The following is a 16842-nucleotide window of genomic DNA, read 5'->3' as shown; positions in this document are numbered from 1 at the left end:
ATGTTACCCCTCCGAAGGGTCTTAGTTTCGGCTGACATTCAGTTTTTGCTTCTGTCTGAGCACATGATACTCAAACAGGCACCAGACATAGATACTGGCTGAATAGACATAATAGACCTGATGATAGAGCAGGCATTTGAACGCGAACCACGGCCCGCCATGCCCAGCCATCGTGCGCACCAGATCAAGGTTGGCGACAAAGGCCAGCGTCAGGAACAGCAACGGCAGAGGCCACGTCCCCGGCCAGAACGGCAAGGCCAGAACCGACAGCAGTAAAAGCCCCGCAATCGCCGCCCGCGCCCGTTCAGCGGTCGAGGTGTTGAGATCATCCGTCAGCCCCTCGCGCGAGATCATCAGCCGGGCCCAGGGCAGGGCGCGGCAGAAGATGTCCGTGCTCAGGCTGTTGGGGATGGTCCAAACCTTCAGATGCTTGCCCTGCAGGCGGGGCTCGACAAGGATGCGGCGCCCGGTATTGGCGATCCGATAACCCAGTTCGATATCTTCGATCGACGGCACCTCATAGGTTTTGACATCAAACCCGCCGACTTCATTGAACACATCCCGCCGAATTGCACCACAACCGGCCCAGAAGGTTCGTGCCTCGCGCTGCGCACGCTGATGGTGATAACGATGCAAAAGGTTTTTATAGCGTGAGAACCACGCTTGCCCGTCCGGCGCATCATCATAAGAGCCGAATACTGCGGCGACATTGTCTTCGGACATCGCCCGGCGAATATGTTCCGGCCCATCCGGCCAGGCGATGACGTCAGAATCCACAAACCACAAAACATCGCCCGTCGCGTGTTTGGCTGCCAAATTGCGCGCCGCCCCCGGTCCGCCATTGACGGGTGTTGTCAGAACCGTCGCCCCCATTTGGCTTGCAAGTGCGGCGGTGCCGTCCGGAGATTGGTCGTCGACTACCAGAACTTCTTGCACCTGACCCGCCTCAAGCATATCAATCAGCGGCGGCAAGACCCGCGGCAGCAGATGTTCGGCCCGATAGGCAGGCATGACTACGCTGATCGAAAGGGCAGCATCTGACATCGTTAAATCCTTCCGGCATTGGGCCGTAGCGACAATGGCCACCTGACAAGAAAAAGAAAGGCAGCGGTAAATGGCAATAGCCACATGACCCGCGCCCCGTAACGGTTTGCGGGTTGGGACAGGCCTCCGCAAACCAAGGCGTTAACCGCAATCCCGGCCAGAATAAGCAACGCGAACAGTTTTATTTCACGCGGCACGCTGCCCGGCCAAAGCAGCAGGCACAAAATGAACACAGACGAAATTGCGTAAACGGCATGATGAGCCGCTTCAATATACGGGATCCAACTTTGATCCTGTTTCAGCAATCCGTCCGGGATCAGGTCAAATTGGGTTTCGTCCAACCTGGCCAGTTGGCGTGCGTTATCCAGCATGTCGTCTGACGGAATTGTCATTTCAATACTGTAAGTCAGAAGCTGCTGAAGCGCATTTCCTGCCAGAGCCAGAGAGGTCGCGACAGGTCGCGTAATCAGAACTTGCAGGGCAAAGTCCCGCTGGGAAAGGGCCACGGTTTTCTGATCATCAAATGACAGGTGCCGGTACGATCCGAGCTCGGGGGAGAGTTCAAAAATTATGTGGGATGCCGTCAGCCGCTCCGGGTTATCGGACCAGGAAAGCGCCTCGTGCAGCGCGCAGGTCGGTATGTTTTCATCCGGGCAAACCTCGTTCAAATAATCCATCCCCGGCCCGTCGACGATCAATCGAGCGGTGATGTGCGGGGCATAGACAACCTCTTTGTCTGTCTTGGTGACCACGACAACCCGAAAGGCTTCCCGCTCGGCAATTGCAAGCACCAGAATCAACGCAAGCAGGGCCGGGGCACGCCAGCGGCCCGATACCTTCCGAACCAGAGCCACCAGACAGACAATAGGGATCATTAGCGCCTCGATTGCGATATGGGACGGGTGCAAAACGACGGCGAACAGTGCCAGACCAGATATCAGCAGAAGCTCCCAAAGGGCCATCTTATGACCGAACGCACCAAGCGCGGCTATCGCAATCAGAAGGACCGGTGCGAATATATCGGGCATCAGGTATGCGATGTAAAACGGCAGTGCGGCGCAGGAGGCAGCCACCAGCGGAATTGCAATCATTACAGTTGTTTGCCGAGGCCCATCCAGAAACCGGCTGGCGGTTCTGGCTAGCAACCAGGTCGCAAGCAAAACTGCCGCCAAATGCACGACGGGAACACCCCAAAGGGAGTTGGCCCGAAAAAACATCGCCACGATCAACCCGTAGATTACGGATCTTGAACCGCTTGCCGTGCCATCATCATCGGCGGCCCCGTAGGTCGAGGCCAACGTGCCGTCCGCCTGAACCGGTGGGGGGAAGACGGTATTCAACGCCACGGTACCCTGGCGAATATAGCTGCCAGTGTCATAGTAGAAGAGAGGTCCACCGTTGATTAGCAGTGCTGACAGGCAAACAAGGGCGACCGCGATCACCAGCAATAGCACTCCGACCCGCCCGGTCGGGCTGTCAGAGCAGGTGGAAATGCTCATGTCTCTTGGGCAGCACTCTCTGCTGCTACGGTTATTTTCCGGAAATAGGCGATCGTTGCTTCCAACCCCTCTTCCAACGGTACCCGAGGCGCCCAATCCAACTGATCACTCGCACGGGTTATGTCCGGCTGGCGCTGAATCGGATCGTCCTGTGGCAAGGGATGGAACACAAGTTCCGAGGTTGATCCGGTCATGCGGATCACGTTTTCCGCCAACTCCCGGATACTCGATTCCACCGGGTTGCCCAGATTGATCGGCCCGGTCACCTCTTCCGGCGAGTTCATGAGCCGGATCAGCCCGTCGATCAGATCGGACACAAAGCAAAAGGATCTGGTCTGGCTGCCATCCCCATAGATCGTGATCGGCTTCCCGGTCAGGGCCTGCATGATGAAATTAGAAACCACGCGGCCGTCATCAGGGTGCATGTTCGGCCCATATGTATTGAAGATACGCGCCACTTTGATCGGCAAGTTGTGTTGTCGATAATAGTCAAAGAACAAAGTCTCTGCGCAACGCTTGCCCTCGTCATAGCACGAGCGGGGGCCGATTGGATTGACGTTGCCGACATAGTCTTCTGTCTGCGGATGTATCTGCGGATCGCCATAGACCTCGGATGTCGATGCCTGCAGAATGCGCGCGCCGACCCGTTTGGCCAGCCCCAGCATATTGATCGCACCATGCACTGCCGTCTTGGTCGTCTGCACCGGATCGTGCTGATAGTGGAATGGTGAGGCAGGGCAGGCCAGATTATAAATCTCATCCACTTCGACATAGAGAGGAAAGGTCACATCGTGGCGCATGACCTCGAAACGGGGATGGTTCAGTATGTGGCGCAGATTGGCGCGCCGCCCGGTAAAGAAATTATCGGCGCACAGAACTTCGTGCCCCTGTTCCAGCAACGCCATGCAGAGATGGGATCCCAGAAATCCGGCTCCGCCGGTCACCAGAATGCGCTTGGCATTCAAATTCATGTCGCTGGGATAAAAGTCAGGCACATTCATCAGTACACTCAATAACTACGTTTTGGCCAACACCCATCAGAACCGCCTCTTCAATGATTGGGAAGGTACTATGATCGGTAAAAAATCGACTTCGGTCATAAAATCAGGTGCCAGAATTCAGTATTCACGACTGGATTGAAGCTACACCAATCTCAGCGTGCAACGAAGCCTAAATGCAAATGACCTCCAGTTTTGTTCTGATCCCAGGCTAAGCGCGGGCCAACCGCCCTGCCATGAACTGCCTTTTGTAAACAATCGTAAGGCATGCACCTCTTTGTTTCACCCCTTGCGCGCAGAGCAGGCCCTCGTTTTGGCAATACCCTTCCTCCTGCCTTAGGAATGGGCAACCTCACAGAGAGATGTGCGGCCGAGCTCATCCGTAACTTTGGCGGCAAATGACAAAGCCGACAAATCTCTTAAGTCGCCAAATAATCATAAGAAAAAGGCCGCCGACGCGTTTCAAGATATTTCGACCCCAAAAGGAACGCAAAAAAGATGAGCGCATCATTGCGTTATTGAGAGCTGCAGTCTGCCTAAAAAAAGCCACAATCCTGCAAAGAAGGCTTCGTGATCAGGTAACTTTTGGTTATAATCCAATGAGAGGGACCACGCCAAAGATACGTGCGGGTTGTGTATGAGTGGGATTGAGGGTGGAAGCCAGATGCTTAGAAAATTGAAACTGATGGCGACAGTACTTGCTGCTTCGGTGTTCATAGCAGGTGCGGCCAGCGCAGCTACAGTCTGGAATAATCACAATCACCGCAGCATCAATCCAGACACCTTGTTTGTGGGTTCGGTTTTTACCCAACGCCGGGCCAGCGTGTTCAAATTGGGCTCCTACTCAAATGTTAAGCGCGCTAATCGTCCGAGGAAATCGTCGATCACGGTAAACATTCTGGGGTTCTTTCCCGGCCTGACAGTGAATTGGGCCGACGCCATAGCGGGTACTATTCGGGGCACGTCGGGCGTGAAACCCGGTATTAACACGCCCCGATCGGTATCTACCGGCAACAGCCCAACTCAGAATCTGAGATTTGCCTGGTCAACTACCAAACCACCGTCAGGGACCAACGGTAACACTGACGTGGCAGCTGTTCCGTTGCCAGCTGGTGGATTGCTGCTCTTGACTGCCCTTGGTGGCCTAGTGTTGATCAGCCGCCGCAAGACTGCGTGATAGCTGCACAGGACCTGTGACAAGGGGCCCGTTTCACGGCCCCTTTTTATTTGGCCAGATTCAGATCGCACCACCGGTTGCTTGGCGCAGCATCCAAATCATGCGCTGACATCTCAGGCGGAACAATGTCGCGATTGCCCGCAAAACCTCACCAGTCGAAGTCAGCTTGCCGCTGACTAAAATTTTTGGGGTATGCACCACGGCGCTGGCAGGCATCGCCGCTGCCCGGACAGCCCAACGCAAACGCGCACGTAGTCCCGTCCCGTTCAGTTGATATGCTTCTTGTGTGGTCCTGCGCCATTTCGCCTTGAGCGCGCGCCAATCCTGCCGGGAGGGGTGGCTGACCTGCAAACTGTCTTCATAAATTAGGCTATAGCCGTGCTTTACCGCACGCATGGTCCATTCCCGGTCTTCCGACACCCCATTGATGAATCCGCCGATGGCATCAAATACGTCGCGTCGGGTCAGCAGATTGCCTGCGCCGGAACAACCCTGAACCTCAATGTATCGGCGAAAATTAAAGGCAAATACCGCCTCAAACGCCTCGGCCCCACTGCGCGGGGGCGGGGTTTCATCGAAAACATCGACCCGACCGCCAATCAGGTCGGCACGATCAGCAATCTGTCGGCCGACGGTCAGCCAATCGGGTGCGGGAACACAATCGGCATCGATAAAAAAAAGTCTTGATGCGGTGGTCTCGGCAACCCCCCGATTGCGGGCATGCGCCGCGCCCTTCCGTGGCTCTGTCACAAAACGTATCTCGGGGAAGGTCTGGCACATATCGTCCAGAGAAACCGGCGACGCGTTATCAACAACGACAATTTCCGTACCCGCCAGATCATTTTCCCGAAGAGCGCGCAGACACCGCTCTAACCTTGGCAGGTCGTTGTAGTGGGGGATGATGACGGCATCGACCGGGGCCGGGTCAGTAGGCGCCGTACTCATAGCCAAAGGCCCCGCTGATATAACGGCATTTGTTCAATACGATCCCCATGACTTTCGTCAGCTCAGCCAATTGCCGCTCGGCCACATCAATATGGTCGATGCTGGTCTCCTCGGCCGCGGCTAAAAGCAGGGCGCAATCGACGTTTCTGAGGAAGCCGTGGCTATCATCGCTTGCCATCAGAGGCGGGGTATCAAACAGGACGATATCGGGTTTGTATTCCTCCTCGATCTGCTCAAGCATTTCGATCGTCTGGCGGCTTTGAAGAACTTCAGCCGGATTGCGCGCCGAAACATAATTCAACCCGAAAATCACATTGTTACCGTGACGCCGGGCGTGTTCGTGAAACGGCACCTTCCCCCTAAGAACATCGGCCATACTGTGTCTACCGGTCTGCTTCAATATGTCGGCCAGCCCTCTGCGACGCATATCGAAATCGATTACGATCGTGCGCAGATCTTCCTGCCGCCCCAGGCTGAAAGCCAGATTGGCCGCTGATGTGCTCTTGCCACATCCGCTGTAAGGAGAGGTCAGTGCCACGCGACGCCAGCCGTTGGTCAAAGTTTGCTGCAGCATCTTGGTGCGCAACATATCATAAGGTGTTGCCTCAGGGCCGCCCTGATACGACATCAGACGATTGCGCGATATGAATTTCTGATCGATCACGATCTCTGGGAGGCTCTGCCAGAGATCATCCGTATTGTCCGCCGGAGGGTGCTGTTGCAGCGCTTCCTCCAGGATCAGCGGTTGGGTTTGGCGCGTCTCACGCGCCTGGCGGGCTTTCTGAATCGCCATCTGAAGACGGTCCATTACTTCCTCCCAAGCCTGATCGTAGTAAAAGTCACCAGTATACCTCCAGCCTGTCCATCACTCTCTCAGCGATTAGATCAAGGGGCAGGTAATATGTGTGTACCGCCCAAACACCTGCGGGAACGCCAATTAGAATAGCCAAAATCACTGCCACCCAGGCGACGCGCTTTACCGCGATTTCACGCCGGGTGGGAACATAAGGGATGGTGGCGATTGGCCAGACCTCAAGCTTGTTGATTATATCTTCGGGTCTGCGTGCATATCGGGTCAAAAGTTCCAGCAGAAGGACTAGCGCCAACCCCGCACCGATACCTGCGAACGTGCCACCACCGGCAATCATCAGGCGGTTGGGCTTGCTCGGTGAGGTTGGCGCGGTCGGGTGTTCGATCACCGAAATGCGCTGCCCCTGAGATGTGACTTCGATGCGTTCTCCGGTCGAGGCCGCAGACAAGCGATCGACGGCATTGTTGTACTGTGTCTGTATGTTGTCATGGTCACGCTGCAGTTCCCCCAGTGTGATCGCGTTTGCAGGGGTCTGATCAATGGTCAGTGTCAGCTTCGTAAGACGCTCTTCAATCACGATCCTCTGATCCTCAAGCGCCGCGATCTGAGAGTCGAGCTGAGCCAACTGGAGGTCCAGGGCAGAGTTGCCGGTTTCAGCTTCGGAGGGGTTTGCCGCTTGCTCGGCTGCAACAACCTCTTCAAGCCTGCTGATCCTGGCCCGCAGCAGTCGGATTTGCGGGTTGTTTTCAGAGTAAATCACCAGTTGATTGTCAAGTTGACTGCGCAACTCGTCCAATCGTGCTTGGGTTGGCGTCATGTTTTGTTGCCCGACACCGACGACCTGCCCGGTTGAGCCGTAGATTTCCAGAAGGTTTTCCCGCTGGCCCTGGCGCGCAAAAATCTGCTGGTCGGTTTGTTCCAGATTGGTCTGCAGCGCCCCCTGCTGCGCCAACCGGAATTGCAGGCTGTCGGGAAGAGCGCCCGAGTTTTCATTCTTGAACTGAAGAATAAGTGCGCTGCGCTTGGCAAGCTCGTCACTGAGACGCTCAACTTCCTGCTGAAAAAAATCCAATGTGCCAGAGGCGCGCGTCTTGCGGTAATCCACGTCCAGTTTCTGGATTTCCGTCAGGTATTCGTTGAGCACACCCGCCGCGATTTGGCCGGACCGGGCCTCGAATGCGATTGTCATCAGGTTGGCCTGATTTAGACCCGCATTAATCCAGATGGATGTATTTCGGCGCATGGTATCGACGATCTGATCCGGGGTTGCTTCGGCCTGATCTGGTAAAACCTCGAACTGCCGCGCGATATCGAGCAGAACCGGTCGCGTCAGCAGGCGTTGCTCGACGATTTGAAGCTGCTCAACCGCAGGTGTGTTCACGGTACTGGCCGCCAGATTTCCCGGAATCTGCGGAGATTCAACGATCAACCGCATCTGCGATTGATAGGTGGGCGGCAAGTTTATTGCCACAACAATAGATACGGCTGAAATAATCGTGGCGACGATCAAAAAATACGGAAATCGCCTCAGAAATATGGAACTATAATAACGAACCGGGCCCATCTCAGACTGTCAGCTCCTTCTCAAGTGAGTTGCCACCAAAGAACACGCCATCCTCGATCACCTGATTGACAATCCCTTCATCCACTTTCTCGGATTCATTTGTCCAGGCATAGAGCAGGGCGAAATCGCAGAACTGGTTCACCAAGCGCGGGACGCCGCGGGTTTGGTGAAAAATCATCTTGCAGGCGTCTTCCGTGAATTCCCCGCCCGAGCCGCCAGCGATTTGCATTCTATGTCTGATGTAGCGCTCGACCGAGGTCACATCCATCCGTTCCAGATGAAAACTTGCAGCCACCCTCTGCGTCAGCTGACGCATCTTGGGATCCATAACCATATCCCGCAGCTCGGGCTGGCCCACCAGAATGAGTTGGATCAACTCATCCGTGTTTGCGTTGATGTTGGTCAACATGCGGATTTCTTCCAATCCCTCGACCGTCAGGTTCTGCGCCTCGTCAAAAATCAGAACGACACGCCGCCCTGCGGCATATTCCGAGACAAGAAAATCCTGTAGCGCCCGGAACAGCTGCACATAGGCTGCATCTTTTTCGATCGGCAGGCCCAAGGCATGCAGCACCCACTGCAGCAGCTCTCCCCGACCGCCCTGAGCGTTCGAGATCAATCCAACCGTAATCTCCCGCTCCATTTCACTCAGAAGTTGTTGAATGAGCGTCGTTTTTCCGGCGCCAATCTCTCCGGTCAGCACCGTAATCGGCGCACAGCTCATAATGCCGAATTGCAAGACCGAATAACCGCGCTTGTGCAGCGGTGACCAATACATAAACCCTGGATCCGGAAGCAGTGTGAAAGGCCGCCGGTCAAGCCCGAAAGAATCTAGATAAAATCCATCGTTGGACGCCATTGCACCACGGTTGCCTTCCGCCTTGTCAAACCTCGTACTGGCCCCCCCGAGATCACCCAAACCCATACTCTGAACCACCAGAAAACCCTTACACACCGTATATATCACATAAACCAGAAGTACTTGGGTATTACTCTGCCACAAAATCAATGTAGCAAGCATCACTTAACTTCACACATGATGAATTGACGCCCCAATCAGGGCGGTTTCCGATAATTGTTTCCACCAAGACTTAAATTAGGCAGGCCAGGACAGCGCAAACAGATCGAACAGGACCAGCGCCGAGTGTTCCTCTGCACGCTGCCGATAAGCCCTTATTTTAGATCAATATGCGCAAAACAAGATCATTGTATCGAAATACGAAACAACATCCTCAGAAACTTCACTGGGACAAATCAAGCAGTGGGCTTCAGCACCGCTGACAGGCTTACTTTTCCCATCGATTGCGGGAGGGGGCTGACAGGATTAATGTTTTGCAAACTGACCATAATTTGCTAACAATCAAAGGGCGGGGGCCTGCCAACATGTGTATAGCGGCAGGGCTTTGAAAGACATAAAAATATAACGGTTTTTGGATGTAAATTGAGGTCGAGCGTAATCGGTTCCTGAGTATTTGTGTGCGCTGGGGGTTTAAATAGTGACAAGTCATTCCAAAGAAGTGGCCGACGCTGGCGCGGGCTACTCGAATATTTCTGTAATACCGGCCACGGTGCATTACCCGGGGTTCTACAGAAGTAAGGGAAAGCGCATCTTTGATATTGTGTTTGTGCTGCTTGCGGCACCATTCGTTGTGCCGCTGATTTTCTTCCTCGCCGTGTTTCTGGCCTTTCAGGGCGTGACCCCGTTCTACCGACAGGAACGTGTCGGCAAGAACGGTCAGATCTTCAAAATGCTCAAGCTGCGCACCATGGTGCATGATGCCGAGGCGGTTCTTAAGAAACATCTGGAGGCCAACCCTGACGCACGGGATGAATGGAACCGCAATCAGAAGCTCCGCGACGATCCGCGCGTCATCAAGTTCGGATCGTTTCTGCGCAAATCCTCGATGGATGAGCTGCCTCAATTTTGGAATGTCCTGATCGGGGAAATGTCGATGGTCGGGCCACGCCCGATGATGGTGAACCAGCAAAAGCTTTACCCCGGTAAATTCTACACTGCCATGCGCCCTGGCATTTCGGGGCCTTGGCAGGTTTCCAAACGCAATCAATCCACATTTGCAGAGCGCGCGTACCACGATTCTGAATATTGGAAGAACATGTCGTTCGGCACAGATACTTCGATTCTGGTACAGACCATCACCGCCGTTCTGCGCTGCACCGGTTGCTGAGCTCCCGTACGATCGGGCGCCTCCAGCACCTAAGTGCTTTTCGTGAATTCTACGGGAGTGCAGCATTGAGCAGAACCCGAGCCGCCATCAGCAAATATCTGGCCACCGCCTGTGTTGCGATGACCTTGTTGCTCAGCGCCTGCGACACGGCCGAGGAACGGGCCGAAGCACATTACCAGGCTGCGCTCGCCTTTTTGGAAGACGGTGATGTCGCGCGGGCGATGGTCGAATTCCAGAATGTTTTCAAACTGAATGGCACGCACAAAGAGGCCCGTCTTACGCTCGCCAAGCTAGAACGCGATCGCGGCAACACTTCCAGCGCCTATGGCCAGTACCTGCGGCTGATCGAACAATATCCAGACAATCTCGAAGGTCATCAGGCCCTGGCCGAAATGGCCCTTGAGTTAGGCAACTGGGAGGATGTGCGCCGCCATGGCGCCTTTGCGGCGGAGCTGGCCCCAGACAATGTCGAGGTCAAATCCATCAACAATATGCTGTCCTATACCGACGCAGTCAGGGCCAACAATCAGGCCAATGTGGATTTAACCGTACGCACCGCTCGGGAAATAACTGAAAGCCATCCCGAACTGATGACGGCGCGGCTGACTGTGATCGATTATCTGAGCAGGAACCAGGACTGGCACGGTGTGCTGGACGCAACGGATAAAGCTCTGGCGATCTCACCCGAATTGAGAAGTCTTTACACGACCCGGCTCAGTGCGCTGCAGGAACTGGACAAACCTGCGGAAATCGAAGCACTGCTTAAACGGAAGGCGCAGGTGTTTCCCGATGATCCGGGCATAGAGCAGATGCTCGTGCAGCATTATATCGACCAGCGCAATCTGGATGCCGCCGAGCAGATACTGCGCAAAGAAATGGACGTGCAATCCGAAGATTATACGCCGGTTCAAAGACTTATCGCTTTCCTGAATGAACACCTTGGCACTGCGGCGGCAATTTCTGAAATCGATAAAATCGTTTCCGAAGACGGCCCCAATACATCCCGGTTAAAAACCTTGCGGGCAACGCTGAGGTTTCAATCCGGTGATGAACAAACCGCCATCGCAGAAATGCAGGCCCTGACGGACGGCGCGGAAAGAACCACCCAGACCCGGGAAAACGAGGTGGAATTCGCCCGGATGCTTTTCAACGCCGCACAGCCTGAACAGGCGCGCGTCCTGATCGAAAAGGTGCTGGCAGAAGATCCGTCTCAGGTGGATGCGCTCAAGTTCAAGACCTCGTGGCTGATTGAAGAGGACAATACAGGCGACGCAATCGTGCTTTTGCGCGAAGCGCTTGCCCAGGCCCCTCGCGATCCTCAATTGATGTCCCTCATGGCTGCCGCGCATGAGCGCAACGGCGACCGGGAACTGATGGGTGAAATGTTGGCCCTGGCGGTGGAAGTCTCTCGGAATGCCCCGGAAGAAACCCTGCATTACGCCCGGTTCCTGATTGCCGAGGACGATCCTGAAATAGCCGAACGCGTTCTGCTGGATGCCCTCCGTCAATCCCCGGATCACCCAGGTCTGCTTTTCCAGCTGGGCGAGGTCTATCTGGGCATGCAGGATTGGGAACGGCTGGAAGCTGTGCAGAGATCAATCCATAAGCTGGACGATCCCGAAGTCCGACGCATGGCAAATGAGCTGAAAGCCCAAATGCTGGCAACTCAGGAACGTTCGGAAGAATTGGCCGAGTTTTTGAATGAGCTGGCCAACGACCCCGAATTTGGCCTGCCCGCCGATATCGCACTTATCCGCTCCATGTTCGCCAGAGGAGAGGCCGCCGCTGCTTTCGAGCGTCTTGACGAGTTGCTGGAAGAGGATCCCGACTCTCTGCAGCTGCGGTTCCTCAAGGCACGGGCGCTGTCCGGCGAGGGAAACCTCGATGAAGTCGAGCAATTCTATCGCGCAATTCTCGAAGATCACCCGGACGCGACCCGAGCCTGGTTGGAACTATACGCGCTTGAGAACGAACGCGGCCAAACCGCAAAAGCCCAGGCCATCCTGGCTGAGGCATTGGCCGTGCTGCCCGAAAGCCCTGACCTTCTAATGTTGCAGGCAGTCAATCACGAGCGTGCCGGAGAGCTGGACCAGGCAATCGCGGTCTATGAAAAACTATATCCGCTCAGCAATCGCTCTTTGGCTGTAACCAACAATCTGGCAAGCCTGCTGACAACCTATCGCAGCGATGACGAAAGCCTGCAACGCGCCAATGATCTGGTTCGACGTCTGCGGGGCACGCGCGTACCCGCTTATCAGGATACTTATGGTTGGGTCGCGTACCGGATGGGCAATTACGAAGAAGCGCGGATCTACCTTGAACCCGCAGCACGAGCTTTGCCGGAGCATCCCCTGGTGCTTTATCATTTGGGCCGAACATATGCGGCCCTGGACAGAACCGAGGAAGCGCTTCGCGTCTATCGCACGGCTGAAGCCCTGAAGCCGTCTTTGGATGTCACACCAACGCTTGAAACCGAGATTGAACGACTGGAGGCAGCTCCTGCTGCCGGGCAATAAAAACAGGTAAGATACACCGCTGCATTTCTGCCGCATATTTTACCTATAACAATACTGGCCAATTGCCCCAGTGAATCGAAAAAGGCATAAAGAGGGAAAGGTGAAAGATATTCAAATGCGTACGGTAATCGGATTTTTTATTGCATTCGTCACCACAATTGTCGTGGCGAGCAGTGCTTTTGCACAAGGCTCTTATCAAATACAACCGAATGACAGACTGCAGGTTGAGGTACTGGAAGATCCCACCCTCAACCGGACGCTTCTGGTTCTGCCCGACGGTTCCATTAACTTTCCGTTGGTGGGCACGATGCGGGCAGCCGGTCAGTCGCTGGATGGTCTGAGATCGTCTCTCTCCTCCGCTCTGGCGTCGAACTTCAATACGCCGCCGACGGTATTTGTTTCGATCGCCTCGCTGGCGCCACCTTCCCTGACCACAGGACAAGGGATAACCGGACCAACAATTGATGTCTTCCTGATGGGAGAAGTCACTGTGCCAGGCAAGCTCCTGGCCTCGGAGGGGACAACCATTCTCCAAGCATTGGCTCAGGCTGGCGGCCTGACCAGATTCGCCGCCCGCAAGCGCATCGAACTGCGCAGGGCAGACAAAAAAACAGGCGTAATGAACCGATATCTTTATAACTACAATGGCACGGGCAGCAGCATCAAAGGCAACACGATTCTCAAAACCGGAGACGTTATAGTCGTACCTGCTCGCCGCTTGTTCGAATAGGGGTGAACACAAGTGGGGAAAATTCGGAACAAGCTGTCCTTCGCGCTAGCGAGCGGGACAGCTTGTATTGTTACTTTTGCACCGGCAGCCGGGCAACAAACAACGGCACAACAGGCATCGGTACCGCAAACCGGGACGCAGCAAATTTCTGCGACGCAGACAGCGGTAGATCCGACATCTACGCCACGAACTGAGACACAGCAGGCCACCAGTCAGCAGTTGATCCGAGATCTGGCGCGGCAAAACCCTGCGCGCAGAATTGGCCTGCCTGCCACTGGCCTGCAACAACAAGGCACGGGCGAAGGGTTGAGCTACACGCTCGATTACCTGTCGTCCCTCAGATGGGACGACAACCTTAGACTGACCGATCCCTCGCTTGGCTCTACAACGTGGTGGGAAAACTCTTTGGCGCTTAGCGTTCTCAATCAAGCGCCGGGTTCGACTTTGGCCTTCGATCTCTCGGGGCTTTACCGGATCGCCAATGAGCCGATCATTGGCACGGAGTCGAGCTTTTCTGACCCCTCCGCGCGGCTGAGCTATCAGCGCGACAGTAGCAACAGCCAGTTTGGAATACTGGCGGAATATCGCGAAAGAGATCTGGCCTTCAACCGCTCAATCACCGACGTCAATCTTGATGGCCGCATCGATTCCGCCGACGTTCTGGGCACCATCGGCGATCAGGTCGACAGCCGTGGAAATCTGACCTGGCAGGTCGGCATCAACGATCCGGTTGGGTTTCGCTTCACATACGATCATTTTGAACGAACCTATCAGGACACGATCGACCCGAACCTTTTTGATAACAGGACAGACTTCTATAGGCTGGAGACTTTTTTCCGGTTCAACCCGGTGCTACAGGGGAACCTCAACCTCTCGTATAACGACTTTAGGGCCGATGATACCCCGGAGACCGATACAAAAACGACGACGGTCACAGTCGGCGCCAACTACGAGGTCTCTCCGGTTACGACGGTCGATTTCAATGTGGGTTTCTCTCAGGTCGACGACACGCTGCGCGCGTTCAATACCAACACAGTTGATGAGGATTATGTGGCCTCGTTTGCCTGGAACAGGCAAGTTCCGGACGGGGTTGCAAGCATCCTGCTTGACCAGACTTTCGGGGTCAACGGCTCCAGAACGAATGCAACTGTCGGGCGCAGCTATGAACGCACCAACGGATCGCTGGATTTCAACGTCGGGTTTACGCGCGGGCCATTTGACGAAGTCACGCCAATTGGTGAACTCAATTATTTCCATCAACTGCGCAATTCCCAGGTGGCCGTCACGATTCAGCGCTTGGTCGGCACCAGCACGCAAAGTGAGGAAACCCGCCAGACAACTGGTTTCCTGACCTACGATTACTTCATCAACCCTGTTTCGGCGATTTCCTTCAACGTCAACTTCATCGATCAGGAAAACGAAGGGCCCACGGCAGCTGACCCTCGCCAGCGCGCTAGCATCTCTGCCGCATATACCCGAGCAATTACCAATGATTGGGCAATGACCATGGGCTACCAGTATGAAAGAGACGAACAGGATACCTTTGAAGGGACCTCAAGCTCTGTCTATTTCACGCTAGGGCGGCGGTTCTTCCTGAAGCCGTGATGTGGCTTTGGTTTGCATCGAGAGCGAAAACAAACGGCCCATTACAGCCGCATTTTCCCGGCTCCGGATCAAAAAATCCGGAGCCCATTTTCTGAGCTCGTTAGCGCCCCTCCATTTCGTGCATGATGAGCACTGACAGTTCATCTCGAATCGAAGGGCCACCAATGCAGGGCGGCAACCATACGATTGGAACCGCGCATAAGACCCTGCCGGCCATAAATGCCAGCGGGTTGTTCTGGTTCATGCTGCTTCTGGCAGGGTCGGTGCCAATCTTCTGGATCGGGATCGTCTCATTAGGTGCGGCCTGGAGCACCCCGGAATACAGCCACGGCCCCCTGATCCCCATCATCTCGCTGTATCTGTTCCTGCGCGAGCTGCGCAATTACCCGCCCCCACATCCCGCCATTCATGATCGTTGGCCGGGTGTTCTGGTGATTGTTGCGGCGTTGGCTATCGCCATCTTGGGCAATCTGACCCGCATCCCGGATATCGTTACCTATGCCATGATCATCTGGACCGGCGGTGTCATGCTGACCGTGTTCGGCTGGCAGCGCGGAAAACTCCATCAGCTGCCGGTGGTCCATCTTGTTTTCATGCTGCCGCTGCCGCAATTCGTCTATTGGAAGCTCACGATCTTCCTGCAATGGGTGTCATCCGAACTTGGGGTCTGGTTCGTGCAGATGGCCGGTGTTGCGGTCTTTATCGAAGGCAATGTCATTGATCTGGGCGTCTACAAGCTGCAGGTGGCCGAGGCCTGTTCCGGGCTGCGCTACCTGTTCCCGATCCTGAGTTTTTCGTACCTCTTTGCCCTGCTCTATCGCGGCCCGATCTGGCACAAGGTGGTTCTGATGCTCTCGGCCGCACCGCTGACCGTGCTGATGAATTCCGTCCGCATCGGCGTGATTGGTGTTCTGGTGAACCATAACGGCATCGAACAGGCCGAAGGGTTCATGCATTTCTTCGAAGGCTGGATCATCTTCCTGCTGTGCGTGGCCATTCTGTTCCTTATGGCGGTTGGATTGCAGCGCCTGACCTCCAATCCGAAACCCTTTGCCGAGACAATCGATCTGGATGTCGAGGGGTTCGGCCCCATTGCGCTGCGCATCTTTGGCATCAAAGCGTCTGCGGCGCTGGCCGCGGCTGCCATCTTGACGCTGGCCGTCTCAACGGCCTGGGCTTTGCGGCCCGCCTCGGACATCCAGCCCATCGAACGTGATCCGTTTGTTCTGTACCCGCGCCAGCTTGGTTCCTGGTCCGGTACGATCACCAGCCTTGACCCTCAGGTCGAACAGACGCTGGCTGCCAGCGATTACCTGAATGCCAGCTATATTGACAGGGAATCCGGCGATTTCGTGAATATGTTCGTGGCCTTTTACAACAATCAAACCGAAGGCGACGGCATCCATTCGCCCCAGGTCTGCCTGCCTGTGGGCGGGTGGGAAATTTTCAGCCTTGAACCACACGAGATCAATCCCGGCAACACCCCTTACGGCAGCTTCACCGTCAACCGCGCGGTGATCCAGAAAGAGCTTTCAAAACAGCTGGTCTATTACTGGTTCGAACAGCGTGGCAAACGCATGGTCAATGACTTCCGCGCCAAGATGAGCGTCATTCAGGATGGCTTCACCATGGGCCGTACCGATGGTGCCCTGGTCCGCTTTGTCACCCCAATCCTGCCTGATGAAACCGAGGCAGACGCAGATGCAAGGCTGCAAAAGTTCATGGAGCCAAGCCTGAACCGTCTGCCGCGCTTTGTGCCGTTTTAGC

At 55.2% G+C, this 16842-nt stretch carries 13 protein-coding genes; 6 read left to right on the top strand and 7 right to left on the bottom strand.

Features of this window, described 5'->3' with window-relative positions; all coding sequences use genetic code 11:
• Positions 1 to 21: 21 nt before the first annotated feature.
• Genes ACR0DT_RS21580 through ACR0DT_RS21570 form a run of 3 tightly spaced genes read right to left on the bottom strand, consistent with a single transcriptional unit; the run spans position 22 to position 3544 of the window.
• Positions 22 to 1044: a glycosyltransferase family 2 protein gene (locus ACR0DT_RS21580; protein ID WP_480712740.1), complete on the bottom strand. Its 1023-nt coding sequence runs from the start codon at positions 1042 to 1044 to the stop codon at positions 22 to 24.
• 2 nt (positions 1045 to 1046) lie between these two features.
• Positions 1047 to 2543 carry a hypothetical protein gene (locus tag ACR0DT_RS21575; RefSeq protein WP_480712739.1) on the bottom strand — a complete coding sequence of 499 codons (1497 nt, stop codon included), beginning with the start codon at positions 2541 to 2543 and terminating at the stop codon, positions 1047 to 1049.
• Positions 2540 to 3544 (bottom strand): UDP-glucuronic acid decarboxylase family protein, encoded by a 1005-nt coding sequence (locus tag ACR0DT_RS21570; RefSeq protein WP_480712738.1) that lies wholly within the window; start codon positions 3542 to 3544, stop codon positions 2540 to 2542. The genes ACR0DT_RS21575 and ACR0DT_RS21570 overlap by 4 nt, the downstream gene beginning before the upstream one ends.
• Positions 3545 to 4205: 661 nt before the next feature.
• Between ACR0DT_RS21570 and ACR0DT_RS21565 the strand changes: the two genes are divergently transcribed.
• Complete coding sequence (locus tag ACR0DT_RS21565) at positions 4206 to 4718, top strand: VPLPA-CTERM sorting domain-containing protein (protein WP_480712737.1); 513 nt, start codon at positions 4206 to 4208, stop codon at positions 4716 to 4718.
• Between the two features lie 60 nt (positions 4719 to 4778).
• On the opposite strand, the gene ACR0DT_RS21560 is transcribed toward ACR0DT_RS21565, so the two are convergent.
• From ACR0DT_RS21560 to ACR0DT_RS21545, 4 genes are all read right to left on the bottom strand, one after another.
• The gene (locus ACR0DT_RS21560) at positions 4779 to 5663 is read right to left on the bottom strand and encodes a glycosyltransferase family 2 protein (protein WP_480712736.1); all 885 of its coding nucleotides are present in this window, start codon (positions 5661 to 5663) and stop codon (positions 4779 to 4781) included.
• Positions 5644 to 6471 (bottom strand): CpsD/CapB family tyrosine-protein kinase, encoded by an 828-nt coding sequence (locus tag ACR0DT_RS21555; RefSeq protein ID WP_480712735.1) that lies wholly within the window; start codon positions 6469 to 6471, stop codon positions 5644 to 5646. Before ACR0DT_RS21555 ends, ACR0DT_RS21560 begins: the two co-directional genes overlap by 20 nt.
• A gap of 31 nt (positions 6472 to 6502) precedes the next feature.
• The gene (locus ACR0DT_RS21550; protein ID WP_480712734.1) at positions 6503 to 7903 is read right to left on the bottom strand and encodes a GumC family protein; all 1401 of its coding nucleotides are present in this window, start codon (positions 7901 to 7903) and stop codon (positions 6503 to 6505) included.
• Between the two features lie 136 nt (positions 7904 to 8039).
• On the bottom strand, positions 8040 to 8816 hold the full coding sequence (locus ACR0DT_RS21545; protein ID WP_480712733.1) for an ExeA family protein: 777 nt from the start codon (positions 8814 to 8816) through the stop codon (positions 8040 to 8042).
• Between the two features lie 718 nt (positions 8817 to 9534).
• Here ACR0DT_RS21545 and ACR0DT_RS21540 point away from each other — a divergent pair.
• The 5 genes from ACR0DT_RS21540 to xrtD all read left to right on the top strand — a co-directional run bounded on the left by ACR0DT_RS21540 (position 9535) and on the right by xrtD (position 16841).
• Positions 9535 to 10224, top strand: coding sequence for a sugar transferase (locus ACR0DT_RS21540; RefSeq protein ID WP_480712732.1), 690 nt, complete (start codon positions 9535 to 9537; stop codon positions 10222 to 10224).
• A gap of 65 nt (positions 10225 to 10289) precedes the next feature.
• Positions 10290 to 12740: a tetratricopeptide repeat protein gene (locus ACR0DT_RS21535; RefSeq protein WP_480712731.1), complete on the top strand. Its 2451-nt coding sequence runs from the start codon at positions 10290 to 10292 to the stop codon at positions 12738 to 12740.
• A 100-nt stretch (positions 12741 to 12840) separates the two neighbouring features.
• Entirely contained in the window at positions 12841 to 13470 is a 630-nt protein-coding gene (locus ACR0DT_RS21530) for a polysaccharide biosynthesis/export family protein (protein WP_480712730.1), read from the top strand.
• Positions 13471 to 13776: 306 nt separating this feature from the next.
• The gene (locus ACR0DT_RS21525; protein ID WP_480712729.1) at positions 13777 to 15075 is read left to right on the top strand and encodes a hypothetical protein; all 1299 of its coding nucleotides are present in this window, start codon (positions 13777 to 13779) and stop codon (positions 15073 to 15075) included.
• Positions 15076 to 15239: 164 nt separating this feature from the next.
• Positions 15240 to 16841 carry a VPLPA-CTERM-specific exosortase XrtD gene (gene xrtD / locus ACR0DT_RS21520; protein ID WP_480712728.1) on the top strand — a complete coding sequence of 534 codons (1602 nt, stop codon included), beginning with the start codon at positions 15240 to 15242 and terminating at the stop codon, positions 16839 to 16841.
• Position 16842: the final 1 nt, after the last annotated feature.

This window comes from Ruegeria sp. BI11 (assembly GCF_056538005.1).
Note: the sequence above shows the minus strand (reverse complement) of the source record. Positions and strands in the feature narration are given on the sequence as shown.